A 25,036-nucleotide genomic window follows, 5' to 3' on the forward strand; every position below is an offset into this window, starting at 1 on the left:
CCGGCGTCGGTGGGGGCACGCCCGGTGCGGGCGGCCCAGGCGGTGAACGTGCGCGCGGCGGCCGCCCGGCGCGCGAGCGTGGTCCGGCTCGCGCCGTGCGCCCGGCCCGCGGCGAGCCAGGACCGCAGACCCGAGAGGTCGAGGTCGGCGAGGTCGACCGGGGCGTCCGCGGGGGCGTCCGGTCCGCGCAGGTGGTCGAGCAGCGTCGTGACGTCGCCCAGGTAGGCCCGCACGGTGTGCGGCGAGAGCGCGCGCTCGTAGCGCAGGTGCGCGGCGAAGGCGTCGAGGTGCGCCTCCGCGCCGCGGGCCCCGCCGTGCCCGGCCCCCGCGCTGCGGGGCTCCGGTACCGACGGAGCGGAGTCACCGGGGCGTTCCGCGGGGCCCGCAGCGTCCGTCTCGGTGAACGCGGAGCGTGACGACGTGACCGGGTCGAAGGGGAGCTCACGAGAGTGCCCTCGACCGGGTGACGCGGACGCCCGCAGCGGGCGCCCGGTCGGGCCGTCGGAAGAGAACGTGCCGGTCATCGCGGTGAAGACTCTCGACCTGACCGGCCTCGGTCAAGCACCGCCACGACCTGTGCGGTGACCGTGGGCCACCGTCGAGGAGCGGTCCCGTTCGTCGCGCTCCGCAACCGTTCATCGCGCTGTGCCTGTTCACCCCGGTCGGCGACGCCACCGCCCACCGTCGGTCTCGGCGAGCCCGCGGGCCTCGAGTTCGCTCAGGTGGGTGGCGAGCCCAGCCGGGTCGACCCCCGCGTCGTGGGCCAGGCGTACCGCTGTGCGCGCCGTCTGGAGGGGCAGGGCGTCGTACACACGCATGGCAGCCGGGTCAAGACCGTCCGTCGGACGCGAAGGGCTCCCCGGTGGAGGGGCGTAGCCGTCCCCCACTCGACTCACCTCCTCGACGACGTGCGCCGCCCGCCCGACGGTGGAGACCTCGGGGCGGCGGGCGAGCTCGTGGCACCCCAGCGACTGCGCCGAGGTCACCGGGCCCGGCACGATCATCACCGCCCGCCCGAGCCCGCTCGCCACGAGCGCCGTGCGCATCGCCCCGGACCGCGCGGCCGCCTCGACGACGAGCGTGCCCGCGGTCAGCGCCGCGATCAGGCGGTTGCGGACCAGGAAGCGGTGCCGCGCGGGGGTGGTGCCCGGCGGGTACTCGGTGACGACCAGCCCCCGGCGTACCACGTGGTCGAGCAGCGTGGCGTGGCTCGGCGGGTAGGCGCGGTCGATGCCGCAGGCCAGGACGGCCACGGTGGACCCGCCGACGGCGAGCGCCCCGCGGTGGGCGGCGCCGTCGATGCCGAGCGCGGCGCCCGACACCACCGTGAGGCCCCGGTCGGCCAGGTCGGCGGCCCAGTCGCGGGCGACCCACAGGCCGTAGTCGGTCGCCGCCCGGGCCCCGACCATCGCGACCGCCCCGCGTGGCGCGTCGTCGAGGCGCCCCGGCCCGCGGGCCCAGAGCGCCAGCGGGACGGCGGGACCCTCGCGGGCGGGCGCGCCCTCGAGCCCGTCCGCGCCGTCGGCGCCCGCGACCACGCCGAGCCCCGCCAGCGCCGCGGCCGGCCATTCCGGGTCCTCCGGCACGACGAGGCGCCCACCCCGGTTGGCGAGCAGGGCGAGGTCGGACCCGGCGCGGTCGGTGTCGCGGCGCGCCGCCGTCTCGGCCGCCACGCCCGGCGGGAGGGCGCCGGGACCCGAGGTGGTGCCGGCCCGCACGTGCCGCGCGGCCACCACCGGGCCGACGTCGTCGACGTAGGCGGCGAGCGCCGGGGCCGGCGGCTCGGCCACCCGCGACAGGTAGGCCCGGGCCAGGAGGACCTCGCGCGCCACCGCGGACGCCCTCTCGGGCGCGACGGCGCTCACGCCACCGCTCCGTCGAGGCCCTGCTGCTCGCCACCGGGCAGGTCCTCGTCCGCCGCGTCGTCCGCGTACCCCTTGAAGCCGACCGCCTCGACGATGTCGGCGCGCTCCGGGCCGGGTGCGCCGCGCAGGTCGGCGAGCGTCCAGGCCACACGCAGCGCCCGGTCGACGCCGCGGGCCGTCATCGCCCCGGTGCGCAGCTGGCGCTCCAGCACCTCCCCGGCGTCGCGCGGCAGGCGGCCGCGGCGGCGCAGCTCGGGGCCGGGCACCTCGGCGTTGGTGCGCCACCCCGCGTCGCGCCAGCGCTCGCGGGCGGCGGCGCGGGCCGCCAGGACCCGTGAGCGGACCGTCGCGGTGTCCTCCGGGGCGCCCTCGATGCCCTCGGTGGGCGAGCCCGCCCACGTCAGCGACTCGACGGGCCGCAGGGACACCCGCAGGTCGACCCGGTCGAGCATCGGGCCGGACAGGCGCGCGGTGTACCGGCGCTTCTCGAGGCTCGAGCAGGAGCAGTCGGTGTCGCGCGCCGGGGCGCACGGGCACGGGTTGGCCGCCATCACGAGCTGGAAGCGCGCCGGGTAGCGCACGACGCCGTCGGTGCGCGCGAGGCGGACCTCGCCCTCCTCCAGCGGCGTGCGCAGCATCTCGAGCACGTGCGGGCCGAACTCGTAGATCTCGTCGAGGAACAGGACGCCGCGGTGGGCCAGCGACACCGCGCCCGGGCGGGCGAGCCCGCTCCCGCCGCCGACGAGCGCCGCCGAGGACACCGAGTGGTGCGGGGCCACGAAGGGCGGGGCGGCGGGCAGGGCCTCCTGCGGGTCGAGCGCGCCCGCCAGTGACCGGACGGCCGCCACCTGCAGGGCGGCGTCCACGTCGAGGTCGGGCAGCAGCCCGGTCATCCGGCGGGCGAGCATCGTCTTGCCCGACCCGGGCGGGCCGACCATCAGCAGGTGGTGCCCGCCCGCCGCGGCCACCTCGACCGCCCGGCGGGCCTCCGCCTGGCCGACGACGTCGGCGAGGTCCTCCCGCGGGCCGCCGCCGCGCGGGCGTGCCCGCGTCCGCACGGCCGCCAGCCGCCCGCGGTCGCCCCGCAGCCAGGCGAGGACGTCGGACAGGTGCTCGGCGCCGAGCACCTCGACGCCCTCGACCAGGCCGGCCTCGACGGCCGCGGCCGCGGGCACGACGGCCCGCTCCACGCCGAGCCGCCGGGCCGCGAGCAGCGCCGGCAGCACCCCGCGGACCCCGCGCACCCGCCCGTCGAGGGCCAGCTCGCCGAGCAGCACCACCCCGCGCAGCGCGGCCAGCGGCACCTGCTGCGACGCCGCGAGCACGGAGCAGGCCAGCGCCAGGTCGTACCCGCTGCCCTGCTTGGGCAGCGTCGCCGGCGACAGCGCGAGCGTGATGCGCCGCGCGGGCCACGTCTCCCCCGAGTTGACCACTGCGGCACGCACCCGGTCGCGCGACTCCGCGAGGGCCGCGTCGGGCAGCCCGACCAGCGAGACGCCCGGCAGCCCCTGCCCGATGTCCGCCTCGATCTCGACGACCTCGCCGTCGACCCCGCGCAGGCCGATCGACCACGCGTTCGCGAGCGCCACGTCAGAACGCCCCCTCGTAGTGCTCGACGCGGGGCTCGCCGCCGGCCGCGAGCAGGACGGCGACCACGTCGAAGCGCACCTCGGCGAACCCGGATCCGCCGGCGGCGTGCCGTTCGGCGAGCCACCGCTGGGCCAGCCGCCGGATGCGCGCGGCCTTCACCGGGGTCACCGCCTCGGCCGGCACCCCGAACCCGGTGCCCGACCGCGTCTTGACCTCGACGACCACCACCCGCGGGCCGTCGGCGGCGACGAGGTCGAGCTCGCCCTCGCGGCAGCGCCAGTTGCGGTCGAGCACGTCCAGCCCGCGCGCCGCGAGGTGCTCGGCGGCGACGTCCTCGCCGCGCCGCCCGAGCCCCATCCGGTCGGGCGTCCCGCGTGTCGTGGCCATGTCCGGCCCCCTCCCCCGCCGGTCACTCCGGCGGCACGCCCGAGGCTGCCGGGGCCGCCCGCCGCGCCGCGAGCACGCGACGCCCGCCTGGGGACACCTGCCGGGGATGGGGACGGATCGGTGTCGCCCCCACGGCCGTCAACGACCGGACGGGGCAGCGGCGGCACCCGGACGGCTGGTGTGCGCGAACACTGCCGCGGCGACGGCGACCACCGCGCGCACCAGGGGGGTTCCGGTCGCCGGCCCGCCACGCGACGACGAGCTCGCTGGGCGGGTGGTCGGTGAGCGGCACGGCGACGAGGCCGGCCGGGAGCTCGTGGCCCAGCGGCACCGGGCCCACGTTGCCGTTCCACAGGACGGCCTGCAGGCACTCGTGCGCCGTGCGCACGACCGTCCCAGCGTGCCGAGCGCCGGCCCGGCCGCCCCGACCACCCGCGTGCGGGCCCGTGCCACCTGGTCGAGCACCGTGCGGGCCTCGTCGAGCAGGACCTCGCGGGCCGCGATGGGGGCCACGCGGGCGGGCGACCGCTCGAGCAGCGCGACGCCGAGATCGCGCTCGAGCTGCTCGATCGCGCGGCTCAGCGACGGCTGGGTGATGTGGAGACGCTCGGCCGTGCGCCCGAAGTGCCGCTCCTCGGCGACCGCGACGACGTAGCGCAGCTGGCGCAGGTCCACGACCAGCGACGACAGCTCCACGACATCGCCCCTACGCACGGATCCTGGACCGCCCCGCGACCGCGTCCGGGCCTCGGGACGTGATCGCCTACGGAATCGTGGCCCTACTCCTCGCGCTGTTCTACCTCTGGGCGGGCGGGCTGGAGCTCGTCCACCGCCGCGAGGGGCTCCCGCCGAGGACGGGCTGGGGCGACACCGTGCCGACGCCGGTGGTCCCGCGATCGGGCCGGTCGAGGTCCTCGGCGCGGTCGGTCTGGTGCTGCCCCCGCTCGTGGGCGTGGCGCCGGCGCTCGCCCGCCGTCGGGTTCGCCGTGCTCCAGGTGCTGGCCCTCGCGGCGGCGTGGCCCGCTCCCGCGTGACGGGCGTCAGCTCCCGAAGGGCCCCTCGTCGAGGCGGAGGTCGGGCTTCTCCAGCTCCTCGACGTTGACGTCCTTGAACGTCACGACCCGCACGTTCTTGACGAAGCGCGCCGGGCGGTACATGTCCCACACCCAGGCGTCGGACATGGTCACCTCGAAGTAGACCTCGCCGTCGGCGTTGCGCACGGCGACGTCGACCGAGTTGGCCAGGTAGAACCGGCGCTCGGTCTCCACCACGTAGGAGAACTGCGCGACGATGTCGCGGTACTCGCGGTAGAGCGAGAGCTCCATGTCGGTCTCGTACTTCTCGAGATCCTCCGCGCTCATCGCGGCTCTCCCCCCTCCGGCGCGTCGCCCGTGATCTCCTCCGGGCCGCCGAGCACCGCGTCCAGCTCCACGAGCTCGTCGGCCTCCCCGCTCACTGCGGACGCCTCGTCGACGGTCACCGCCCCATTGTGGCGCACGGCGGGGACCAGCCCGTCCTGGCTCCGGCCACGGGCGGCCGCGGCGACGTTGACGAAGCTGAAGCGGTGGTCGGCACACGGCCCGTGCTCGGCGAGCGCTGCGCCGTGCGTCGGCGTGCAGTAGCCCTTGTGGACGTCGAAGCCGTACTGCGGGTGCTTCTCGTGCAGCTCGGTCATCAGCCGGTCGCGGGTGACCTTCGCCAGCACCGAGGCCGCCGCGACGCACGCCGCCGCGAGGTCGCCCTTGGGCACGGCCAGCGCCGGGACGCCGAAGCCCGTGACGGGGAAGCCGTCGGTGAGCACGTAGCCCGGCCGCACGTCGAGGCGCGCGACCGCGCGGCGCATGCCGTCGATGTTGGCGGCGTGCACCCCGCGACGGTCGACCTCGGGCGGGTCCACCAGCACGACGTGCCAGTCCAGCGCCCGGCGCTCGATGACGGCCGCGAACCGTTCCCGCTCCTCGTGGGTGAGCAGCTTGGAGTCCGTGAGGCCCTCGAACCGGCGCGCGTCACCGGGCCGGAGGATGCACGCGGCGACCGCGAGCGGGCCCGCGCACGCACCGCGCCCGGCCTCGTCGACACCGGCGACCGGCCCGAGGCCGTGTCGCTCCAGCGCGGACTGCAGGGCCCAGCTCTCCGTGCTGCGGCGCACGATCGCCCGGGGCGGCTGCACCCCCGTGCGCGGCGGCAGCGGTGCCCGCCGACGGGGACGACGGCCCGTGCCCGGGCCGGCACCGCGCCGGCGACCCGCGTCGTTGCCGGCCGTCACCGGCCGGGATCGGGGGCCGGCGGTGGTTCCCCCGTGGCGGGGCCGTCCAGCGGGTCGGGGTCGTCCGGCTCCCGCGGTGCACCGTGGGACACCCACCGCCGCCGCAGCCGCCGCGACACCCCGACCAGGGGCAGCGCGCCGAGCACGCCCGCCGCCAGCGGGGCGGACTGCGTCCAGGCCGGGGCACCGAACGCGGCCGGCTGGGCCTGCGGGTCGGGGTCGGGCACGCCGCTCCACCGGCCGACGGGCAGCACGATGACGCGCGCCTTGCCGATGACGTCGGTGACGCCGATCGGCCCGTGCACGCGGGCGTCCGCGGAGTTGTTGCGGTTGTCGCCCATCACCCAGAGCTGGCCGTCCGGCACGCGCACCGGGGCGAAGTCGGCCTGCGTCCGGCCGAGGTTGGGCTGGTAGTAGATGTAGGGCTCGGTGAGCGGGCGGCCGTCGACCGTGACGCGGTTCTGCGCGTCGCAGCAGGCCACGGTCTGGCCGCCGGTCGCGATGACGCGCTTGACGAAGTCCTTCTCGTTGGGCGGCGCGAGCCCGACCAGCGACAGGCCGCTCTGCAGGCCGCGGACCAGCACGTTCCCCGACGGCTCACCGCTGGAGACCTCGTCGTTGGCGCTCCACGTCGGCGGCCCGCGGAAGACGACCACGTCGCCCGGCCGGGGGTCGGAGAACCGGTAGGTGATCTTGTCGACGGCGACGCGGTCGTTGGCGCAGCCGTTGCAGCCGTGCAGCGTGCGCTCCATCGACGCCGACGGGATGACGTAGATCCGCGCGAGGAACGTCTGGATGACGAACGTCAGCACGACCGCGACCACGATCAGCAACGGCAGCTCGCGCCAGAACGAGCCCTTGCGCTTCTTCTTGCCCTTGCCGCCCTTGTCGGCGCCCTTGTCGCCGCCGTGCCGGCCGGGGCCGCTGCCGGGTTCGGGACCGTCGTCGCCGTCGTCCTGACCGAGGCCGCGGCGGTGACGCCCCGGGCCGACCCCGGCGCCGCCGCCGACGCCGCGGGTGGCGGTGGTCGCCGTGGTGCCGGTGGTGGACGCGGTGTCGCGAGGGCGGGGCGCGCGCGACGCGAACCCGTCCGCTCCGGCGAGGCCACCGTGGTCGGACGACGAGCCGGACGACGCCGAGGACGACGCCGAGGACGACGCCGTCGGGGCCTCGGGTGCCGCCGGAGGCGGTGCGGCGGGCGCGACGGGCGCGGCAGGAGCCGACGGGGCGCGGTGACACCCGGGCGGGGACACGGGCGGCACGACCGGCGGACCGGGCGGGCGACCGTCGGGCCGGTGCACCCCGAAGAACGGCGGCGGCGGGGGCGCCGGCGCCCAGGGTGGACCGGACGGGGACCGCAGGTGCCCGCCGTCGCCCCCCGGCCGCGACGCCGGGCCGTGCCCGTTGCTCCCGGAGCCGTCGACGCCGTTCGTCCCGGTGGGCCTGGACCCGTGCGCGGCGTGTCCGGAGGCGCCGTAGCCGTTCAGGCCGTTGCCCGGGTGCCCGTACCCCCCGACGCCGTCGTACCGGTCGGCCGGCGGGTCCCCGTACCCGTCCGATCCGCTCCACCCGGAGGCGCCGTAGGGCGCCTGCGGGGCCGCGGGCCGGGGCGGCGCGGGGACGTCGCCGTAGGGATCGACCGCACCGTGGTCGTCCGGGTCGTCCGGACGCGCGTGGGACGGAGCCCGGCCACCGTCGGACCCGTACGGGCCCGGCCGCTCGGGACGGCTCGGGTACGGGGGCACGGAGGGCTCCTGGGGGCGCACGCGCTTCAGGCTAGGAGACGGGGACCGCGCGGCTCAGGAGGCCGGGGTGGTCTCGCGCTTCTCGCGGATCTTCGCGGCCTTGCCCCGACGCTCACGGAGGTAGTACAGCTTCGCGCGCCGGACGTCACCACGGGTGACGACCTCGATGTGGTCGATGTTGGGCGAGTGCACCGGGAAGGTGCGCTCGACACCGACGCCGAAGGAGACCTTGCGGACGGTGAACGTCTCGCGCAGCCCACCCCCGTGGCGGCGGATCACGACACCCTGGAAGACCTGTACACGGGAGCGTGAACCCTCGATCACCCGGACGTGCACCTTCACGGTGTCCCCGGCGCGGAAGTCGGGGACGTCGGAGCGCAGCGACTTGGCGTCGAGCTCGTCCAGGGCGTTCATCGTCAGCGTCCTCGCGGTCTCACGGGCCGGTGCCGGAGCCCACACGGGCGTCCGTCTGCATGCCGGCCAAGGCGGTTCTCGGGCGGCGGGCGGCGGGTCAGCGACCCTCGGGGGGCCGCGCGCCGTCCGCGGCAACCTCCCCAGTCTGCCATGCCGACGCCCGGTGCCCCTCGGCCGGGTCGTACCCGCACGCGGCCAGCACCTCGCGGTCCCGCGCGTCGAACGCCGCCGCGCCGTGGCGCGCGACGAGGGCGTCGAGCAGGTCGGGACGCACCGCGGCGGTGCGCTCCAGGGAGCGGTCGCGCCGCCACCGGTCGACGACGGCGTGGTTGCCGCCGCGCAGGACGTCCGGGACGGCCCGGCCACGCCACGTCTCGGGGCGGGTGTACGCGGGCGCCTCCAACAGACCGCCCGTTCCCTCCGCGAACGAGTCCAGCTCCGCCGACTCCGGGTTGCCCAGCACCCCGGGCACGAGCCGCGAGACGGCCTCCACGACGACCAGCGCCGCGACCTCGCCACCGGCGAGCACGTAGTCGCCCAGCGAGACCTCCTCCACCGGCATCCGCGTCGCCGCGTCCTCGAGGACCCGCGCGTCGATGCCCTCGTAGCGGCCGCAGGCCACGACCAGCCACGGCTCCCCCGCCCACCCGGCGACGCGGCGCTGGGTCAGCGGCGCGCCGGCCGGCGTCGGGACGAGCAGCCGCGGGACGCCGTCGCCCGAGCTCGTCACGTCGTCCAGCGCCGCGCCCCACACCGGCGCGGTCATGAGCATCCCCGGGCCGCCGCCGTAGGGGGCGTCGTCGACGGCCTTGTGCACGCCGCTCGCCCAGCCGCGCAGGTCGTGGACCCGGACGTCGAGCAGGCCGGCCCGCCGTGCCCGGCCGACGAGGGCCTCGTCCAGGGGCGCGAGGTAGTCCGGGAAGATCGTGACGACGTCGATGCGCATCGGGCACGATCCTGCCCCGGACGGCGCGGGAGGTGGCGAGGGGTGGAGCAGTTCCTGTCCTACCCGCAGCAGTGGAGCCTGCTGGCGCCGCTGGGCCTGGCCCTGGTGCTCTGCACCCTGATCGGCCTCGAGCGCGAGCAGGCGGCCAAGAGCGCGGGTCTGCGGACGCACACGCTGGTCGGCGTCGGGTCGGCCGCCTTCATGCTGATCTCGAAGTACGGCTTCGACGACCTGCTGGGCACCGAGCACGTCGCCCTCGACCCGTCCCGCGTCGCCGCCCAGATCGTCTCCGGGATCGGGTTCATCGGCGGCGGGCTGATCTTCGTCCGCCGCGACGCCGTCCGCGGGCTCACCACCGCGGCGACGGTCTGGGCGGCCGCCGCCGTCGGCACCGCCTGTGGCGCCGGGCTCCCGGTGCTCGCGGTGGCCGGGACGGCCGTGCACTACCTCGTGACCCGTGGCTACCGCCCGCTCGCGCGCCTCGTGACGCACTCGTCGACCGTGCCGCGCGACGTCACCATCTCCTACAGCGACGGGCGCGGCGTCCTGCGCGCCGTGCTCACCGCCTGTACCGAGCGGGGCTTCGCCGTGGCCGGGATGCACGTCGACCGCGAGGACGGACCGGACGACCCGGTCGGCAGCCGGACCGCGTCCGTGACGCTGTCGCTCACCGGACGCGGTGCGCTCGAGTCGCTCACCGGCGAGCTCTCGGAGCTCCCGGGCGTGCTCGCGGTCGGGGTGCCGACCGAGGAGGACTGACCTCACTCCCCGTCGTCGAGCAGGCCCTCCGGCGGGTCGAGCACGAGGCGCCCGGCGGCCACGTCGACCTCGGGGACGATCGCGGCGACGAACGGGACGAGGGCCTCGCCGGCCCCGGGACGCTCGATGGCGAGCAGCTCCCCGCCGGCGCCGTGCACCACCGCGGTGACCGTGCCGACGACCGTGCCGTCGGTCAGCACGGCGGTGAGGCCCTCGAGCTGGTGGTCGTGGAACTCGTCGGGGTCGTCGGGCGCCTCGGCGAGCGCCGGGGCCGTCAGCTCGGCGGTGCGCAGGGCCTCGGCCGTGTCGCGGTCGCCGACCTCCTCCACCGTGACGAGCAGGCGGTCGCCGTGACGGCGGGCGGCGGCGATCGTCAGCGACCCGACCCGGGAGCTGCGCGAGCCCCGCACCGACAGCACGGTGCCCGGGGCGAACCGGGCCTCGACGTTGTCGGTGCGGGGCTCGACGACGAGCTCTCCCCGCAGGCCGTGGGCCTTCACGACCCGGCCGACGACGCGCTCGTCGCCGGACGGGTCGGTCACGGGCACCGGCTCAGCGGTCGGTGTCGACGACGTCGACGCGCACGCCGCGCCCGCCGATGCCGCCCACCACGGTGCGCAGCGCGGTGGCGGTGCGCCCGTTGCGGCCGATGACCTTGCCGAGGTCGTCGGGGTGCACCCGGACCTCGAGGGTGCGCCCGCGACGGTTGGTGACGAGGTCGACCGCGACGTCGTCGGGGTGCGCGACGATGCCGCGCACGAGGTGCTCCAGCGCCTCGGCGAGCTCGCTCACTCCGCGGAGCCGGTGACCTTGGCCAGCTCCTCGTTGAAGCGGGCCTGCTTGTCCACCTTCTCGGGCTGCGGCTGCAGCTTGCCCTCGGCGCCGGGGAGGCCCTTGAACTTCTGCCAGTCACCGGTGATCTTCAGCAGGCTGTGCACCGGCTCGGTGGGGATGGCACCGACGCCGAGCCAGTACTGCGCGCGCTCCGAGTTGATCTTGATGTCACTCGGCTGGCTCTTGGGGTGGTACTCGCCGATCTGCTCGATGACGCGACCGTCACGACGGTTCTTGGCGTCCGCCACCACCACGCGGTAGTGGGGCTCGCGGATCTTGCCCATGCGGGCCAGCTTGATCTTGACAGCCACTGACGAGTGCTCCTCGGTCGATGCTCGGGGCCGCCCGGCCGGGGAGGATTCCCCGGGGACGGCGTGCCCGCTCGTGCGCGGCCGCGCCCACCCGCGGCGGGACACGGCGACCGATCGATTGTGCCAGACGCCCTATCCCGCGAACGGCGCGAGGGTGACCCCCGCGGCGCGCAGGGCCTCCGCGACCCGGCGGGCCGACTCGACGGCGCCCGCGGTGTCGCCGTGCAGGCACAGCGAGGCGGCCTCGGCGCGGATCTCCGTCCCGTCCACGGCGACGATCACGCCGTCCGCGGCCAGGCGCCGCGCCCGCTCGACGACCGCGTCGGCGTCGGGGAGCAGGGCGCCGTCCTCGCGGCGCGGCACGAGGGTGCCCTCGGGGGTGTAGCCGCGGTCGCCGAACGCCTCGCCGTACGTCGTCAGGCCCGCCTCCCGCGCCCGGGCCAGGAACCGCGATCCCGGCAGCCCGAGCACCGGCAGCCCCGCCACCCGTGCGGCCTCGACGACGGCGGCGGCCTGGGCGTCGTGGTGCACCACGGCGTTGTAGAGCGCCCCGTGCGGCTTGAGGTAGCGCACCTCGCCACCCGCCGCGCGGGCGAACTCCCGCAGCGCACCCACCTGGTAGAGCAGGTCGGCGGTGAGCTCGTCGGGGTCGGCGTCGACGAAGCGGCGCCCGAAGCCCGCGAGGTCGTGGTAGGACACCTGCGCGCCGATCACCACGCCGTTCTCGACGGCCCGGGCACAGACGCGGCGCATGGTCGCCGCATCGCCGGCGTGGAAGCCGCAGGCGACGTTCGCCGAGGTCACGACCTCGAGGAGGGCGTCGTCGTCGGTCAGCGACCACGTCCCGAAGCCCTCGGCGAGGTCGGCGTTGAGGTCGAGGGTCGGCACGCGCCCAGCCTAGATCAGCCCCTTGACCTCGAGCGCACTCGAAGGCGCAGTCTGTCCGGTGTGACCGATCTCCGGCCGGCCCCCGCCGACGCTCCCGTCCGCGTCGGCCTGCTCCTCGGGGTGCTGCTGGTCGCGGTGGCCACCGCGGTGCTCGCCAACAGCATGGTGCTCGTCCTGGTCCCCGAGATCGGCCGGGACTTCGCCGCCTCCCCCGGCGGCCTCGCCTGGGTGGTGACGGCGTTCTCGCTGGCCTTCGCCGTGGCCACCCCGCTCTACGGGCGGGTCGCGGACGTCTTCGGCATCCGGCGGGTGTTCGCCGCCGGGCTGGCGGTGTTCCTCGTCGGGTCGGTGCTCGCCGGGCTCGCACCGGACATCGGCCTGCACCTCGTCGGGCGGGTGCTGCAGGGCGCGGGCAGCGCGGCGGTGCCGGCGCTGGGCTCGGTGGCGGTGGCTCGCTCGCTGCCGGCCGGACGCCGCGGGTTCGGGTTCGGGATCGTCGGCACCGGCGTTGGCGCGGGGCAGGCACTCGGGCCGCCGCTGGCCGGGATCCTGGCCGAGGCGGCCGGGTGGCGGTGGCCGTTCCTCGGCGCGGCGCTGCTGTCGGCGCCGTTGCTGGTCCTCGCGCCCCGGGTGCTGCCCGACGCGCGCCCGGACACGCCCGTCTCGTGGCGCCGTGTGGACGTCGTGGGCGGCGCGCTGCTCGGCGCGGCGGTCGGGCTCGGGCTCTTCGGGCTCACGCGCGCGCAGCAGGTGGGGCTCGGCGCCGCGTCGTCGTGGGGCGCGGTCCTCGCGGCGGTGGCGCTCGCCGGGGCGTTCGCGCTGTGGATCCGCCGCGCGCCGCACCCGTTCGCGCCGCCGGCGCTGCTCACCCACGGGCCCTTCGTCACCGCGGTGGCCGTCGGCTTCCTGGCGATGTTCTGCTACCTGGGCACGATCCTGCTGGTCCCGCTGCTGGTCGCGACGGTGAACCGGCTCGGCGTCGGCCACGTGGGCCTCGTCCTGCTCCCGGGCGCCGTCGCCGTCGCCGCGCTGTCCTCCCCCGCCGGCCGGCTCTCCGACCGCCTCGGCCCGCGCCGCCTCGTCGGCACCGGGCTGGCGCTGCTCGCTGCGGCGGTGCTGACGCTGTCGACGGCCGCGGGCGGGTCGGCGCTGCTGCTCAGCGCGGTCACGTTCCTCGTCGGGGTCGCGCTCGCGTCGATCACCTCACCCCTGATCAACGCGGCCGCCGCGGCCGTCCCCGCCGAGCACGCGGGCGTCGGCCTCGGGCTCTACCAGGGCGCGTTCTTCCTCGGCGGCGGGACGGGCGCCGCGGTGCTCGGGACCGTGCTCGCGGCCCGCACCGCCGGGGCCGGGGGCTCGTGGAACCCGCTGCACGACGGCGCCGGCGCCCCGTTCTCCGACGCCCTGCTGGTGATCGCCGGGGTGCTCGTCGTCGCGATCGCGCTGTCGCGCCGCCTGCCCGCCCGACGCTGACCGTCAGAGCCGCGTGCCCGCCCGCAGGACGAGCGACGGCGATCGCAGCAGGTCGACGTCGGCCCGGGGGTCGCCCTCGACGGCGACGAGGTCGGCCGGGGCGCCGTCGACGAGCCCGGGACGGCCCAGCCAGGCCCGGGCGTCACCGCAGGCGGCGGCCAGGGCGCGCGCGGGCCCGAGGCCCACGCCCGCCAGCGCGGCGACCTCGTCGACGATCCGGCCGTGCTCGATGCCCCCGCCGGCGTCGGTGCCCGCGAAGACCCGCACGCCCGCCTCGACGGCCGCCGCGATCGTCGCCGGCGCGCGCTCGTAGAGCTCCCGCATGTGCGTGCCGTAGCGGGGGAACTTCTCGCCGGCGGCGTCGGCGAACGACGGGAAGTTCTCGACGTTGATCAACGTCGGCACCAGCACCGTGCCCCGCTCGACCATCATCGCGATCGTCTCGTCCGTCAGGCCCGTGCCGTGCTCGATGCCGTCGATACCCGCGCCGATCAGCCCGGGCAGCGCGTCCTCGCCGAAGACGTGCGCGGTCACCCGCGCCCCTTCCGCGTGCGCCGCGTCGATCGCCGCACGCAGGACGTCGTCCGGCCACAGCGGCGCGAGGTCGCCCGCCTCGCGCTCGATCCAGTCGCCGACCAGCTTCACCCACGGGTTCGCGCGCGCCTGCTCGGCGACCGCGGCCGGCAGCTCGTCCGGCTCGAGGTCGATCGGCAGCCCGCGGATGTAGCGCTTCGGGCGGGCCAGGTGACGGCCCGCGCGGACGATCTCGGGCATCCGCGGGTCGTCGTCGAGCGGGCGGGTGTCGATCGGGCTGCCGCAGTCGCGCAGCAGCAGCGCGCCCGCCGCCGCGTCGACGTGGCCCTGCTCGCGCGCGGTCTCCAGGTCGACGGGGCCGTCCGGCCCGATGCCGACGTGGCAGTGGGCGTCGACGAGGCCCGGGAGGATCCACCCGCCGTCGACGACGGTCTCCGCGTCCGGGACCGGGTCCCGGCTGATGCGCCCCTCGGCGGTGACCCACAGCTCGCCGACGTGCTCGCCCTCGGCGGTGCCGTCGAGCAGCACGCCGCGCAGGTGCAGCGGGGGATGCGACATGCCGCGGAGGGTAGCCGTCGGCGCACCGCGCGGGGGCCACCTCCTCGCTCCGGCGCCCGCGAGCCGTATACCTGACCCAGGCATGCGACGAGGAGGTGCCGTGCCGCCCACGGACGATCTGCCCGGCCCCCTGCGCCGGGTCGACGACATCACCGCGCGGCTCGCGTGAGCACCGTCGACGACGTCCACGCCCTCGCGGCGGCGATGCCGCACGTCACCGCCCTCGAGGGGCCGAAGGGCAACACGATCTACCAGGTGGGCGGGAAGTCGTTCGTGTTCTTCCGGACCCCGCAGCCCGACGCCGCCGATCCCGGGACCGGGGAGAAGTACCCCGACGTGATCATGTTCTGGGTGGAGTCGGAGGAGGACAAGGACGCCCTGGTGCGCGACCCCACCACGCCGTTCTTCACCACGCCACGCTTCGACGGGCACCTCTCGGTGCTCCTGCGCGCCGCCCACCTCCACCGGATCCCGCGCGAGGAGCTCGCCGAGATCGTCCAGGACGCCTGGCTGTCGCGGGCCTCGCCGCGCCGGCGGGAGAAGTGGCTGAACGGCTGACTACTTGCGCTTCTTCTTGTTGCCCTTCTTGCCGCCACCGCCGCGCGGGCCGGCGTTGCCGGCGTTGGTGCCGGGGAACGACAGGGCGCCGGGGTCGAAGCCGGGCGGCAGCTCGTTCATGCCCGCCAGGGCGGGCGGGAGCTGGTTGAGCCCCGGGGTCTGGTAGCTGCCGACGGAGCGCTGACCGCGGTCCTGGCCGGTGCTCCCGGTGCTCTCGCTGGCGATGCCGGCGATCGCCGGCATCTGCTTCGGGCCCTTGCGGGACTTCACCGCGGCCTTCGCGGCCTGGCGCTTGCCCTTGCGGCCCCCGCCCATGCCCGGCAGCCCGAACTGGCCGGCCATGTTCTTCATCATCTTGCGGGCCTCGAAGAACCGCTCGACGAGCTGGTTGACGTCCGAGACACCGACGCCCGAGCCGTTGGCGATGCGCAGCCGCCGGGACCCGTTGATGATCTTCGGGTCCTCGCGCTCGGCGGGCGTCATGCCGCGGATGATCGCCTGGACGCGGTCGAGGTGCTTCTCGTCGAGGCCGGCGAGCTGGTCCTTCATCTGCCCCGCGCCCGGCAGCATGCCGAGGACGTTGGCGATCGGGCCCATCTTGCGGACGGCCATCATCTGCTCGAGGAAGTCCTCGAGCGTCAGGTCGCCCTCGGACATCTTCTGGGCGGCCTTCTCGGCCTGCCCCTCCTCGAAGGCCTGCTCGGCCTGCTCGATGAGGGTCAGGACGTCGCCCATCCCGAGGATGCGCGAGGCCATGCGGTCCGGGTGGAAGACGTCGAACTCGTCGAGCTTCTCGCCGTTGGACGCGAAGAGGATCGGCTCGCCCGTGACCTCGCGGACCGACAGCGCGGCACCACCGCGGGCGTCACCGTCGAGCTTGGTGAGCACCACGCCGGAGAAGCCGACGCCGTCCCGGAACGCCTCGGCGGTGTTGACCGCGTCCTGGCCGACCATGGCGTCGAGGACGAACAGCGTCTCGTCCGGCGACACGGCGTCGCGGATGTCCGCGGCCTGGCGCATCAGCTCCTCGTCGACACCGAGGCGACCCGCGGTGTCGACGACGAGGACGTCGTACTGGCGGGTCTTCGCGTCGGCCACGGCGCGGCGGGCCACGTCGACCGGGTCGCCGACGCCGTTGCCCGGCTCGGGCGCGAACACCTCGACCCCGGCACGCTCGCCGACGATCTGGAGCTGGTTGACGGCGTTGGGTCGCTGGAGGTCGCAGGCCGCGAGCATCGGGGTGTGGCCCTGGCCCTTGAGCCAGTGCGCGAGCTTGCCGGCCAGGGTCGTCTTGCCGGAACCCTGGAGGCCGGCGAGCATGATCACCGTCGGCGGGTTCTTGGCGAACCGCAGGCGGCGGGTCTCGCCGCCGAGGATGCCGACGAGCTCCTCGTTGACGATCTTGACGACCTGCTGGGCCGGGTTCAGCGCCTCGGAGACCTCCGCTCCGCGGGCCCGCTCCTTGACCTGCTTGACGAACCCGCGCACCACCGGCAGCGCGACGTCCGCCTCGAGCAGCGCGATGCGGATCTCGCGACACGTCGTGTCGATGTCGGACTCGGAGAGCCGACCCTTGCCGCGCAGGTCGGACAGGACCGACGTGAGGCGGTCGGACAGGGTGTCGAACACGGCGCTCGCTCTCCTCGCTTCACCGGCGGCGCGACAGCGACCGGGTCGGGACCCGGCCATGGCCTCCCAGCGTAATGGTCGCCGCCCCCCGGCCCTCGATTCGGCCGGGTGGAGCAGGACGTGCCGCTAGGGTGACGCGGTGCCCGGCGAGCGGTTCGGCCCCTACGAGCTGGTCGGGCTCATCGGCCGCGGCGGGATGGGCGAGGTCCACCGGGCGATCGACACCCGCAAGAACCGCGGCGAGGTCGCGCTCAAGCGCCTCCCCGCCGGGCTGGCCGCCGACCCCGACTTCCAGCGCCGCTTCCTGCGCGAGGCCGAGCTCGCGGCCCGCCTGCGCGACCCGCACGTCATCCCCATCCACGACTACGGCGAGATCGACGGCCAGCCCTACCTGGACATGCGGCTGGTCGACGGCACGGACCTGGCGTCCCACCTCGCGCGGAACGGCCCGCTCGACCCCTCCCGTGCCGTGGACCTCGTCGCCCAGGTCGCCGGCGCCCTCGACGCGGCGCACGCCGAGGGCCTGGTCCACCGCGACGTCAAGCCCCACAACATCCTGCTGGCCGGGGGTGGGGGCCCCGACTTCGCGTACCTCATCGACTTCGGCATCGCCGCGAACCTGCTCACGAACTCGCGCAGCTCGTCGATGGTGTCGGGCACCGCGGCCTACATGGCGCCGGAGCGCTTCGGCGCGGGCGGCGACCACCGCGTCGACGTGTACGCCCTGGGCTGCGTGCTCCACGAACTGCTGACGGGCCGGACCCCGTTCACCGGCGACTTCCTGCAGCTGCTGCAGGCCCACGTCCACGAACCGCCCCCGCGCCCGTCGTCCCTGCGGCCTGACCTCCCGCGGGGGCTCGACGACGTGGTGACGACGGCGATGGCCAAGGACCCCGACCGGCGCCACGCGACCGCCGGCGCCCTGGCCGCCGCAGCCCGGGGTGCTCCCGAGCGGCCGGCCACCCCTCGCCCGGCGCCGTCGCCGCCGCGGGCCCGCGAGTCCCGGGCCAAGACGCGCTCCGCCGCCGCGCCACCCGTGCGTCTCCGATCGGTGCCTCCCCTGCCGCCGCTGCGGTCCCGACCACCCCGACGCTCCTGGTACCGGCGTCCCGGCACGGTGGGCGGGCTCGTGGCGCTCGGAGCGCTCGCCCTCGTGGGGATCGTGATCGCGGTCGTCGGTGGCGGCGGGGTCGGCGAGGCATCCGTCACCTCCCTCGCCCGCGCCGGGACGCACCTCGCCCTCGGCCCCGACGCGCGCACCGGGCTCCTGGTCACCAACGGCCTCGACTCCCGGGCCGGGGTGATGGACATCGACGTCGACGCGACGGATCCGCAGCAAGGCATCCCGGTGGACGTCCCCGGCAACCTCACCGACGTCGCCCTGAGTCCGGACGGGCGACGCGGCTACGTCACGCGCGCCCAACCCGGCGCCGACGCGCTCGTGGTCATCGACCGAGCGACCCAGGCCGTCGCCGCGTCGGTGCCAGTGAGGAGTCCGAGCGACGTCGAGGTCGCCCCGGACGGGGCGCAGGTCTACGTCGTCGACGGGTTCGGCGCGGGCGCGGTGTCGGTGGTGGACGCGGCCAGCAACACCGTGACGGCCACGGTCGACGACCTGCCCGGCGCGATGGCGATGGCCCTGTCGCCCGACGGCCGCCGGGCCTATGTCGCGACGAGCTCGGGGCTCGCCGTGATCGACACGGCCACGAACACCGTCAGCGCCCGGTACCCGGCCGCGGCCGGCACGGGCGCGTTCGGCGTCCGCGTGGCGCCCGACGGCCGCCACGTCTACTCGGCCGTCGACGGTGGCTCGGGAAACCCCTCGCTGCTCGTCGTCGACACGGCCACCTTCGGCGTTGCGACCGTTCCGCTCCGGAACGGGACGGTCTCCGGGGTCGGGGTGACACCCGACGGCGCCCGGGTCGTCGTCGCGACGACCTCCTTCTCCCTCCGCGACGACGAGACCAACCTCGTCTCCACCGTCGACACGGCGAGCACCACCGTCTCGCGGCAGGGGACCGTCACCTACCCCTGGCCGTCCCACATCACCGTCACGCCGGACGGCCGCAACGCGTACTTCTTCCCGTCCGAGCACCTGTCCACCGTCGAGGTGTAGGCCGGGGCGATCACCCCGACGGGCTGGGCTCCGCGGGGCGGCCGTCTGCCGCGGCCCCGAGGACCGCCTCCTCCACCCGGCGCCGGCGGTCCGGGTCCAGACCCTCGTGCTCGGTGGTCTCGAGGCAGAACGCGTCGAGCACCGAGCTGCCGAGGGTGGACACCCGCGCCCAGCGCACGTCCAGGTCCTCGGCCTCGAGCGCCGCGGCGACGCGGTAGAGCAGGCCGATGCGGTCGCTGGTGCGCAGCTCGAGCACGACGGCGCCGGTGGCCTCGTCGTCGAACCACAGCACGCGGCTCGGGGCGGGCGCCGGGCCCGGACGGTCGTAGTCGCGCTCCTTGGCCGCGAGGCGCGCGGGCAGGTCGAGCGAGCCGCGCAGCACCCGCACGAGATCCTCGCGCAGCAGCGACGCCTCGGGCAGGCGACCGAACCGCGGGGACACGGTGAACGCGTCGACGGCGACGCCGTCGTGCTCGCCGAGGTCGGCGGTGTGGACCTGCAGCGAGTGCAGCGCCAGCACCCCCGCCGCCCGCGAGAGCAGGCCGGGCCGGTCGGGCGCCGCGACCGTCATCGTGATCGTCGTCAGCTCGCCCTCACCGCTGACCGACACCTCGGGCCGCCCGGTCTCGGCCACCGAGCGCGCCAGCGCGAGGGCGTCCTCCGACAGCGGCGACGGCCCGGGCACCGGCCCGCCCGACATGACGACGCGGCACCGCCGCACCAGGTCGCCCATGAGCGTCGCGCGCCACGGCGTCCACACCCCGGGCCCGGTGCCGAGCGAGTCCGCCTCGGCGAGCGCGTGCAGCAGCTCCAGCAGCACCGGGTCGGCGCCCAGGGTCTCGACGACGCGCTCGACGGTCGCCGGGTCCTCGGGGTCGCGCCGCGACGCGGTGTGGGGCAGCAACAGGTGGTGACGCACCATCGCGGCGAGGGTCTCGACGTCGGCGGGCCACAGCCCGAGGCGCCGCCCGATGTGGCGGGCCAGGCGCTCGCCGACCTCGGAGTGGTCCTCCTCGCGCCCCTTGCCGATGTCGTGCACCAGCGCGCCGAGCAGCAGCAGGTCCGGCCGGGAGACGCGCGTGGTCAGCTCGGCCGCCCGCCGCGTGACCTCCACGAGGTGCCGGTCGACGGTCCAGACGTGCTGGCGGTCGCGGGGCGGCAGGTCGCGCACCGCCCCCCACTCGGGGACGAGCCGGCCCCACAGCCCCGTGCGGTCGAGGGCCTCGACGACGTCGACCATGCCGTCGCCGGCCCCGAGCAGGGCGAGCAGCTCGGAGAGCGCGGCCCGCGGCCACGGCTCGCGCAGCTCGGGCGCCGCCTCGGCGAGGCGGTGCAGCGTGCTCGCGGCGATCGGCAGGCGGGTCCGCGCGGCGGTCGCGGCGAGGCGCAGCACGAGAGCCGGGTCGCGCGAAACCTGCGCGTCGCGGGCGAGCACCACCTCGCCGGCGTGCTCGACGACGCCGTCGTCGAGGGGGCGGCGGGCCGGGGCGCGCCGCAGCGCCGCGAGGCCCCGGCGCGGCAGGGCGGCGCGTGCCGAGCGCAGGGCGGTGTCGGTGGCGAACACGACGGTGCGCGCGGCGCCGGACACGGCGCGCGCCAGGTCGAACCGGTCGGTGACGCCGAGGTCCGCCGCGGCCGCGGCGACGACCTCGTGGGCGTCCTCGGCCTGCAGCACGTCACGGGCGCGTCCGGCCCGCCGGTGCAGCTCCACGCGCAGGTCGAGCATCAGCCGCCGCGCGTCCTGGACGTCGACGGTCGGCCGGTCGACCAGCTGCGCCGCGGCGAGGGCGTCGAGCAGCTGGATGTCGCGCAGGCCGCCGTGACCGTTCTTGAGGTCGGGCTCGATGCGGTGCGCCACCTCGCCGGAGCGCTCCCACCGTGACTCGGTGGCCGCCACGAGGTCGTCGAACCGGTTGCGGATGCCGGCCCGCCACGCCTGGCGGGCGGTGGCGGCGAGGCGCTCGGCGAGCTCCGGGTCGCCGGCGAGGTGGCGGACCTCCAGCAGGCCCAGCGCCACCCGCAGGTCCGTCGTGGCCACCTCGATGGCCTCGCCGACGGTGCGCACCGAGTGGTCCAGCCCCACGCCGGCGTCCCACAGCGGGTACCACAGCGCGTCGGCCACACGGGAGATCTGCTCGCGGCCGTTGCGGCGGCCGTCGTGGACGAGCACGAGGTCGAGGTCCGAGTGCGGCGCCAGCTCCCGCCGGCCCAGCGCACCCACCGCGACCAGCGCCGATCCCTCCCCGACGCCCACCGCGGCGGCCCGCGACGAGAGCCAGAAGTCGTGCAGCTCGACCATGGCCTCGCGCAGCGCCGCCGGGCCGAGACGTCGGGCCCCCGGCGGCGGGTCGAGCAGGGCGGCGCGGGCACGCACGAGGTCGACGGCGTCGCCGTTGGTCGTGCCGCGCTCGTCGTCCAGGCTCGACGGCACCGGTCCGGCTCCGCTGCGCTCCGCGGCAGAACGCGCAGGTCCGGCTCCGCTGCGCTCCGCGGCAGAGCGCGCTGGTCCGGCTCCGCTGCGCTCCGCGTCCGTCGCCATCCGTCCCCACAGTCCTCTCCGGCAGCTCCCGTTGCTGCCCGGTCCCCCGGCCGATCTCGTGCTGCGACGACGGCGCCGGGCCCCCAGTGGGGACCCGGCGCCGTCCTCGTCGCCGTGGGCTACAGGGCGTCGGCCCCGCGCTCACCGGTGCGCACGCGCACCACGGTCTCGACGGGGGTCACCCAGACCTTGCCGTCACCGATCTTGCCGGTGCGGGCGGTCTCGGCGATCGCGTCGACGACCTTCTCCACGGTGGTGTCGTCGGTGACGACCTCGATGCGGACCTTCGGGACGAAGTCCACCGAGTACTCCGCGCCGCGGTAGACCTCGGTGTGGCCCTTCTGGCGGCCGTAGCCCTGGACCTCGCTGACCGTCATGCCCAGGACCCCGAGCTGCTCGAGGGCGCCCTTGACGTCCTCCAGCACGAACGGCTTGATGATCGCGGTCACCATCTTCACGGTGTCGAGCCCTCCCTCGGGGTAGCGGGGACGCGGTCGCTGGCGGTCGTGTGCTCGAAGAGCGAGCCCGAGCCGCCGCCGATGCGCAGACCGGAGTAGTCGTACCCGGACTCCGCGTGCTGGGACTCGTCGATGCCGGTGCTCTCGTCCTCGTCAGAGACTCGCAGACCCACGGTGGCCTTGACGATCGTCGCGAGGATCAGCGTCACCACGAACGAGTAGACGAGCACCGAGACCGCGGCGATGAGCTGGATGAGCAGCTGGCTGAACCCGCCGCCGTAGAACAGCCCGTCCGCGCTGCTGGAGTTCAGCGACGTGGTGGCGAAGAAGCCCAGCGACAGCGTGCCCCAGAGGCCACCGATGAGGTGGACCGCGACGACGTCGAGGGAGTCGTCGAAGCCGAGCTTGAACTTCAGCGACACCGCGAGGGCGCAGAGCAGGCCGGCGACGAGACCGACCGCGAGGGCACCGATCGGGTTGACGAACGCACAGGCCGGGGTGATGGCGACCAGACCGGCGACCGCACCGGAGGCGGCACCGAGGGTGGTGGGCTTGCCGTCGCGGACCTGCTCGACGATCAGCCAGCCGATGACGGCGGCCGAGGTGGCGAGCATGGTGTTGGAGAACGCGATGGCGGCGTTGACGTTCGCACCCAGCGCCGAGCCGGCGTTGAAGCCGAACCAGCCGAACCACAGGAGCGCCGCACCCAGGAGCACGAAGGGCAGGCTGTGCGGACGGCCCGGGTCACGCGGCCAGCCGCGGCGCTTGCCGACGACCAGCGCGATCGCGAGGCCCGCCGCACCGGCGTTGATGTGGACCGCGGTACCACCGGCGAAGTCGAGCGTCGCGCCGTCGGTGGTGATCCAGCCGCCGAGCTGGTTGGCGATCCAACCGCCGGTCTCGGCGGTGCTGCCGTCGAACGCGAACACCCAGTGGGCGACCGGGAAGTAGACGATGGTCACCCAGAGGGCGACGAACAGCGACCAGCCCCAGAACTTGACGCGGTCGGGCAGCGCGCCCGAGATCAGCGCCGGGGTGATCACCGCGAACATCAGCTGGAACATCGCGAAGGCCCAGATCGGGATCGTGTCCGGGGCCGTCCCGATCAGCGTCGGCGCATCGGCACTGCCCATCCCACCGAGACCGACGAACTGGAAGTTCCCGATGAGTCCCCCGAAGGCGTCGTTGCCGAACGCCAGCGAGAAGCCGTAGAGGCACCACAGCACCCCGACGATCGCCAGGCACATGAAGTTCATCATGAGCATGTTGAGGACGCTGCGGGAGCGGACCATGCCGCCGTAGAAGAAGGCCAGACCGGGGGTCATCAGCATCACCAGCGCAGCGCTGGCGAGGACCCACGCGGTACTACCTGCGTTGAGTTCGGGCACGTTCGCTCGTCCCTCCTGCTCCTGTCGTGCTCACTGCGAGGAGAGAATGGGTTCGCCGTGTTTCGCGCAGCTGCGCCGGTCGTTTCACAGCAGTTAACAGCCCGCCGAACCATGTGACGGTTGTGTTTCGCAGGGGGACGAACCGGAGCGTTACTGCTCCCGACGAGACGTGCGTCATGACGCTGCGCGATCAGGGCCACCACCGACGTGGTCAGCGGCGCCCGAACGGAGCACAGCCTCTCACGAGGCGAGGACGAGGCAGAACGGGTTGCCGTCGGGGTCCAGGAAGACGCGGAAGGTCGTGCCCGGCTGGTGCTCCGCCTTCGTCGCGCCGGCCTCGAGGACGGCGGCCTCGCCGGCGTCGAGGTCGTCCACCTCGAGATCGAGGTGGGCCTGCAGGGCCCCCTCGGCCGGCCAGTCCGGCGCCCGGCGGGCGGGCGCGAGCTGGAAGGCCAGCGTCGGACCCCCGCCGGCGTCGAGCTCGACCCAGTCGTCGTCCGTCGGGCCCACGGGCAGGCCGGTGAGCGTCGAGTAGAAGCGCGCCAGGGCGAGCGGCGCCGGCGAGTCGAGAGCGGTCAGCTGCAGTCGGGCGATGGCCATGCGCGCACGGTAGGAGCGCCCCCCGACAGCTACCGCAGCAGCGCGTCCACGAACGCCTCGGGCTCGAAGGGCGCGAGGTCGTCGGGACCCTCGCCGAGTCCGACCAGCTTCACCGGCACCCCGAGCTCGCGCTGGACCTGGAACACGATGCCGCCCTTGGCCGTGCCGTCGAGCTTGGTGAGCACGACGCCGGTGACGTCGACGACCTCGCCGAACACGCGCGCCTGCGTCAGGCCGTTCTGGCCGGTGGTGGCGTCGAGGACGAGCAGCACCTCGTCGACCTCGGCCTGACGCTCGACGACGCGCTTGACCTTGCCCAGCTCGTCCATGAGTCCGGTCTTGGTGTGCAGCCGGCCGGCGGTGTCGAGCAGGACCGCGTCGACGCCGGACTCCGTGCCGCGCTTGACGGCGTCGAACGCGACGCTGGCCGGGTCGGCCCCCTCGCGCCCACGGACGGTCTCGGCCCCGGCCCGCTCGCCCCACGTCGCCAGCTGCTCCGCGGCGGCCGCGCGGAACGTGTCGGCGGCGCCGAGCAGCACGACGAAGCCGTCGGCGACGAGCACGCGGGCGAGCTTGCCGGTGGTGGTGGTCTTGCCGGTGCCGTTGACGCCGGCGACGAGCACGACCGCGGGGCGCCCGTCGTGGGACAGCGCGCGCACCGAGCGCTCCATCTGGGGGCCGAGCTCCTCGACCAGCACCTCTCGCAGGAGCTCGCGGGCCTGGTCGGGCGTCCGCACCCCGCGCGAGGCGATCCGCTCGCGCAGCTTGGCCACGACCTGCTGCGTCGTCGCCGAGCCGAGGTCGGCCAGGAGCAGCGTGTCCTCGACCTCCTCCCAGGAGTCCTCGTCGAGGTCACCGGCGCCGAGCAGGCCGAGCAGGCCCTGCCCGAGCGTCGAGCGGGAGCGCCCGAGCCGCCCGCGTAGGCGCTCGAGACGGCCCTCGGCCGGCGCGATCTCCTCGGTCGGCGCCGCGGGGGCGACGGTGTCCCCGGTCGGGGGCGCGACGACCTCGGTGTCCGGCGAGGCCGTGTCGGCCTCCGGGGGCGCGGTCGCCTGCGGACCCGCCGCGACGGGCTCGTCGAGCACACCGGGCCCGGTGGTGGCCGTGTCGGGCTCGGCGGTGGGCTCGGCGGTGGGCTCGGCGGTGGGCTCGGCGGTGGGCTCGGCGGTGGGCTCGGC

24 protein-coding genes and 2 pseudogenes are annotated in these 25,036 nt (G+C 75.7%); 5 read left to right on the forward strand and 21 right to left on the reverse strand.

Features of this window, described 5'->3' with window-relative positions; translation table 11 throughout:
- The 5 genes from ABD994_RS27730 to ABD994_RS27750 all read right to left on the reverse strand — a co-directional run.
- Positions 1-524: site-specific integrase (locus ABD994_RS27730; protein WP_345423585.1), on the reverse strand; the 524-nt coding region annotated here is incomplete at its 3' end.
- 129 nt (positions 525-653) lie between these two features.
- Entirely contained in the window at positions 654-1,865 is a 1,212-nt protein-coding gene (dprA, locus tag ABD994_RS27735) for a DNA-processing protein DprA (protein WP_345423588.1), read from the reverse strand.
- Positions 1,862-3,454 (reverse strand): YifB family Mg chelatase-like AAA ATPase, encoded by a 1,593-nt coding sequence (locus tag ABD994_RS27740; RefSeq protein WP_345423591.1) that lies wholly within the window; start codon positions 3,452-3,454, stop codon positions 1,862-1,864. The genes dprA and ABD994_RS27740 overlap by 4 nt, the downstream gene beginning before the upstream one ends.
- A gap of 1 nt (position 3,455) precedes the next feature.
- Positions 3,456-3,842, reverse strand: coding sequence for a YraN family protein (locus ABD994_RS27745; protein WP_345423594.1), 387 nt, complete (start codon positions 3,840-3,842; stop codon positions 3,456-3,458).
- Between the two features lie 138 nt (positions 3,843-3,980).
- The gene (locus tag ABD994_RS27750) at positions 3,981-4,556 is read right to left on the reverse strand and encodes a LysR family transcriptional regulator (protein ID WP_425550137.1); all 576 of its coding nucleotides are present in this window, start codon (positions 4,554-4,556) and stop codon (positions 3,981-3,983) included.
- 41 nt (positions 4,557-4,597) lie between these two features.
- Between ABD994_RS27750 and ABD994_RS27755 the strand changes: the two genes are divergently transcribed.
- Positions 4,598-4,876, forward strand: coding sequence for a hypothetical protein (locus tag ABD994_RS27755; RefSeq protein WP_345423597.1), 279 nt, complete (start codon positions 4,598-4,600; stop codon positions 4,874-4,876).
- 6 nt (positions 4,877-4,882) lie between these two features.
- On the opposite strand, the gene ABD994_RS27760 is transcribed toward ABD994_RS27755, so the two are convergent.
- The 5 genes and pseudogenes from ABD994_RS27760 to trmD form a co-directional block, all read right to left on the reverse strand.
- Positions 4,883-5,203, reverse strand: a complete 321-nt coding sequence (locus ABD994_RS27760) for a DUF2469 domain-containing protein (RefSeq protein ID WP_345423600.1) — start codon at positions 5,201-5,203, stop codon at positions 4,883-4,885.
- Positions 5,200-6,012, reverse strand: coding sequence for a ribonuclease HII (locus tag ABD994_RS27765; RefSeq protein WP_345423654.1), 813 nt, complete (start codon positions 6,010-6,012; stop codon positions 5,200-5,202). The genes ABD994_RS27760 and ABD994_RS27765 overlap by 4 nt, the downstream gene beginning before the upstream one ends.
- 200 nt (positions 6,013-6,212) lie before the next feature.
- A pseudogene (gene lepB, locus ABD994_RS27770) lies at positions 6,213-7,067 on the reverse strand (signal peptidase I); the annotation flags it as partial.
- Positions 7,068-7,907: 840 nt separating this feature from the next.
- Positions 7,908-8,267: a 50S ribosomal protein L19 gene (rplS, locus tag ABD994_RS27775; protein WP_345423603.1), complete on the reverse strand. Its 360-nt coding sequence runs from the start codon at positions 8,265-8,267 to the stop codon at positions 7,908-7,910.
- A 97-nt stretch (positions 8,268-8,364) separates the two neighbouring features.
- Positions 8,365-9,213, reverse strand: a complete 849-nt coding sequence (trmD, locus tag ABD994_RS27780) for a tRNA (guanosine(37)-N1)-methyltransferase TrmD (protein WP_345423606.1) — start codon at positions 9,211-9,213, stop codon at positions 8,365-8,367.
- 42 nt (positions 9,214-9,255) lie between these two features.
- On the opposite strand from trmD, the gene ABD994_RS27785 reads away from it, so the two are divergent.
- On the forward strand, positions 9,256-9,972 hold the full coding sequence (locus ABD994_RS27785; protein ID WP_345423609.1) for an MgtC/SapB family protein: 717 nt from the start codon (positions 9,256-9,258) through the stop codon (positions 9,970-9,972).
- 2 nt (positions 9,973-9,974) lie between these two features.
- Here the strand turns inward: ABD994_RS27785 and rimM are convergent, their stop codons facing one another.
- From rimM to ABD994_RS27805, 4 genes and pseudogenes are all read right to left on the reverse strand, one after another.
- Positions 9,975-10,514, reverse strand: coding sequence for a ribosome maturation factor RimM (rimM, locus tag ABD994_RS27790; RefSeq protein WP_345423611.1), 540 nt, complete (start codon positions 10,512-10,514; stop codon positions 9,975-9,977).
- 10 nt (positions 10,515-10,524) lie between these two features.
- The gene (locus ABD994_RS27795) at positions 10,525-10,764 is read right to left on the reverse strand and encodes an RNA-binding protein (RefSeq protein WP_116706343.1); all 240 of its coding nucleotides are present in this window, start codon (positions 10,762-10,764) and stop codon (positions 10,525-10,527) included.
- A 20-nt stretch (positions 10,765-10,784) separates the two neighbouring features.
- A pseudogene (gene rpsP / locus ABD994_RS27800) lies at positions 10,785-11,117 on the reverse strand (30S ribosomal protein S16); the annotation flags it as partial.
- 132 nt (positions 11,118-11,249) lie between these two features.
- The gene (locus ABD994_RS27805; RefSeq protein ID WP_345423615.1) at positions 11,250-12,005 is read right to left on the reverse strand and encodes a LamB/YcsF family protein; all 756 of its coding nucleotides are present in this window, start codon (positions 12,003-12,005) and stop codon (positions 11,250-11,252) included.
- Positions 12,006-12,065: 60 nt separating this feature from the next.
- Between ABD994_RS27805 and ABD994_RS27810 the strand changes: the two genes are divergently transcribed.
- A complete protein-coding gene (locus tag ABD994_RS27810; RefSeq protein ID WP_345423618.1) occupies positions 12,066-13,478 on the forward strand; it encodes an MFS transporter in 1,413 nt (470 codons plus the stop codon).
- A 3-nt stretch (positions 13,479-13,481) separates the two neighbouring features.
- On the opposite strand, the gene ABD994_RS27815 is transcribed toward ABD994_RS27810, so the two are convergent.
- Positions 13,482-14,570: an amidohydrolase family protein gene (locus tag ABD994_RS27815; protein WP_345423621.1), complete on the reverse strand. Its 1,089-nt coding sequence runs from the start codon at positions 14,568-14,570 to the stop codon at positions 13,482-13,484.
- A gap of 165 nt (positions 14,571-14,735) precedes the next feature.
- Between ABD994_RS27815 and ABD994_RS27820 the strand changes: the two genes are divergently transcribed.
- Positions 14,736-15,128: an MmcQ/YjbR family DNA-binding protein gene (locus tag ABD994_RS27820; RefSeq protein ID WP_345423624.1), complete on the forward strand. Its 393-nt coding sequence runs from the start codon at positions 14,736-14,738 to the stop codon at positions 15,126-15,128.
- Here ABD994_RS27820 and ffh read toward each other — a convergent pair whose 3' ends face one another.
- Complete coding sequence (ffh, locus tag ABD994_RS27825; RefSeq protein WP_345423627.1) at positions 15,129-16,757, reverse strand: signal recognition particle protein; 1,629 nt, start codon at positions 16,755-16,757, stop codon at positions 15,129-15,131. It lies immediately after the preceding gene.
- Positions 16,758-16,896: 139 nt separating this feature from the next.
- Between ffh and ABD994_RS27830 the strand changes: the two genes are divergently transcribed.
- Entirely contained in the window at positions 16,897-18,873 is a 1,977-nt protein-coding gene (locus tag ABD994_RS27830; protein WP_345423630.1) for a serine/threonine-protein kinase, read from the forward strand.
- Between the two features lie 10 nt (positions 18,874-18,883).
- Here the strand turns inward: ABD994_RS27830 and ABD994_RS27835 are convergent, their stop codons facing one another.
- The 5 genes from ABD994_RS27835 to ftsY all read right to left on the reverse strand — a co-directional run.
- Positions 18,884-21,412 (reverse strand): [protein-PII] uridylyltransferase, encoded by a 2,529-nt coding sequence (locus tag ABD994_RS27835; RefSeq protein ID WP_425550138.1) that lies wholly within the window; start codon positions 21,410-21,412, stop codon positions 18,884-18,886.
- Between the two features lie 119 nt (positions 21,413-21,531).
- Positions 21,532-21,870 (reverse strand): P-II family nitrogen regulator, encoded by a 339-nt coding sequence (locus ABD994_RS27840; protein ID WP_345423636.1) that lies wholly within the window; start codon positions 21,868-21,870, stop codon positions 21,532-21,534.
- Positions 21,867-23,201, reverse strand: coding sequence for an ammonium transporter (locus ABD994_RS27845; RefSeq protein WP_425550139.1), 1,335 nt, complete (start codon positions 23,199-23,201; stop codon positions 21,867-21,869). Before ABD994_RS27845 ends, ABD994_RS27840 begins: the two co-directional genes overlap by 4 nt.
- A gap of 297 nt (positions 23,202-23,498) precedes the next feature.
- Positions 23,499-23,858, reverse strand: a complete 360-nt coding sequence (locus ABD994_RS27850; RefSeq protein ID WP_345423642.1) for a VOC family protein — start codon at positions 23,856-23,858, stop codon at positions 23,499-23,501.
- A gap of 29 nt (positions 23,859-23,887) precedes the next feature.
- Positions 23,888-25,036 (reverse strand): signal recognition particle-docking protein FtsY (gene ftsY / locus ABD994_RS27855; RefSeq protein WP_345423645.1); only part of this gene is annotated, 1,149 nt, incomplete at its 5' end.

Source organism: Actinomycetospora chlora, from assembly GCF_039542135.1.
Classification (GTDB): domain Bacteria; phylum Actinomycetota; class Actinomycetes; order Mycobacteriales; family Pseudonocardiaceae; genus Actinomycetospora; species Actinomycetospora chlora.

What these genes read in the sequence shown, in the direction of transcription:
- rplS (WP_345423603.1), bottom strand. Translation starts at nt 8,267, where the DNA reads ATGAACGCCCTGGACGAGCTCGACGCCAAGTCGCTGCGCTCCGACGTC.
- ABD994_RS27845 (WP_425550139.1), bottom strand. Translation starts at nt 23,201, where the DNA reads ATGCTGATGACCCCCGGTCTGGCCTTCTTCTACGGCGGCATGGTCCGC.
- ABD994_RS27745 (WP_345423594.1), bottom strand. Translation starts at nt 3,842, where the DNA reads ATGGCCACGACACGCGGGACGCCCGACCGGATGGGGCTCGGGCGGCGC.
- trmD (WP_345423606.1), bottom strand. Translation starts at nt 9,213, where the DNA reads ATGCGCATCGACGTCGTCACGATCTTCCCGGACTACCTCGCGCCCCTG.
- ABD994_RS27815 (WP_345423621.1), bottom strand. Translation starts at nt 14,570, where the DNA reads ATGTCGCATCCCCCGCTGCACCTGCGCGGCGTGCTGCTCGACGGCACC.
- ABD994_RS27835 (WP_425550138.1), bottom strand. Translation starts at nt 21,412, where the DNA reads ATGGCGACGGACGCGGAGCGCAGCGGAGCCGGACCAGCGCGCTCTGCC.
- ABD994_RS27850 (WP_345423642.1), bottom strand. Translation starts at nt 23,858, where the DNA reads ATGGCCATCGCCCGACTGCAGCTGACCGCTCTCGACTCGCCGGCGCCG.
- ABD994_RS27760 (WP_345423600.1), bottom strand. Translation starts at nt 5,203, where the DNA reads ATGAGCGCGGAGGATCTCGAGAAGTACGAGACCGACATGGAGCTCTCG.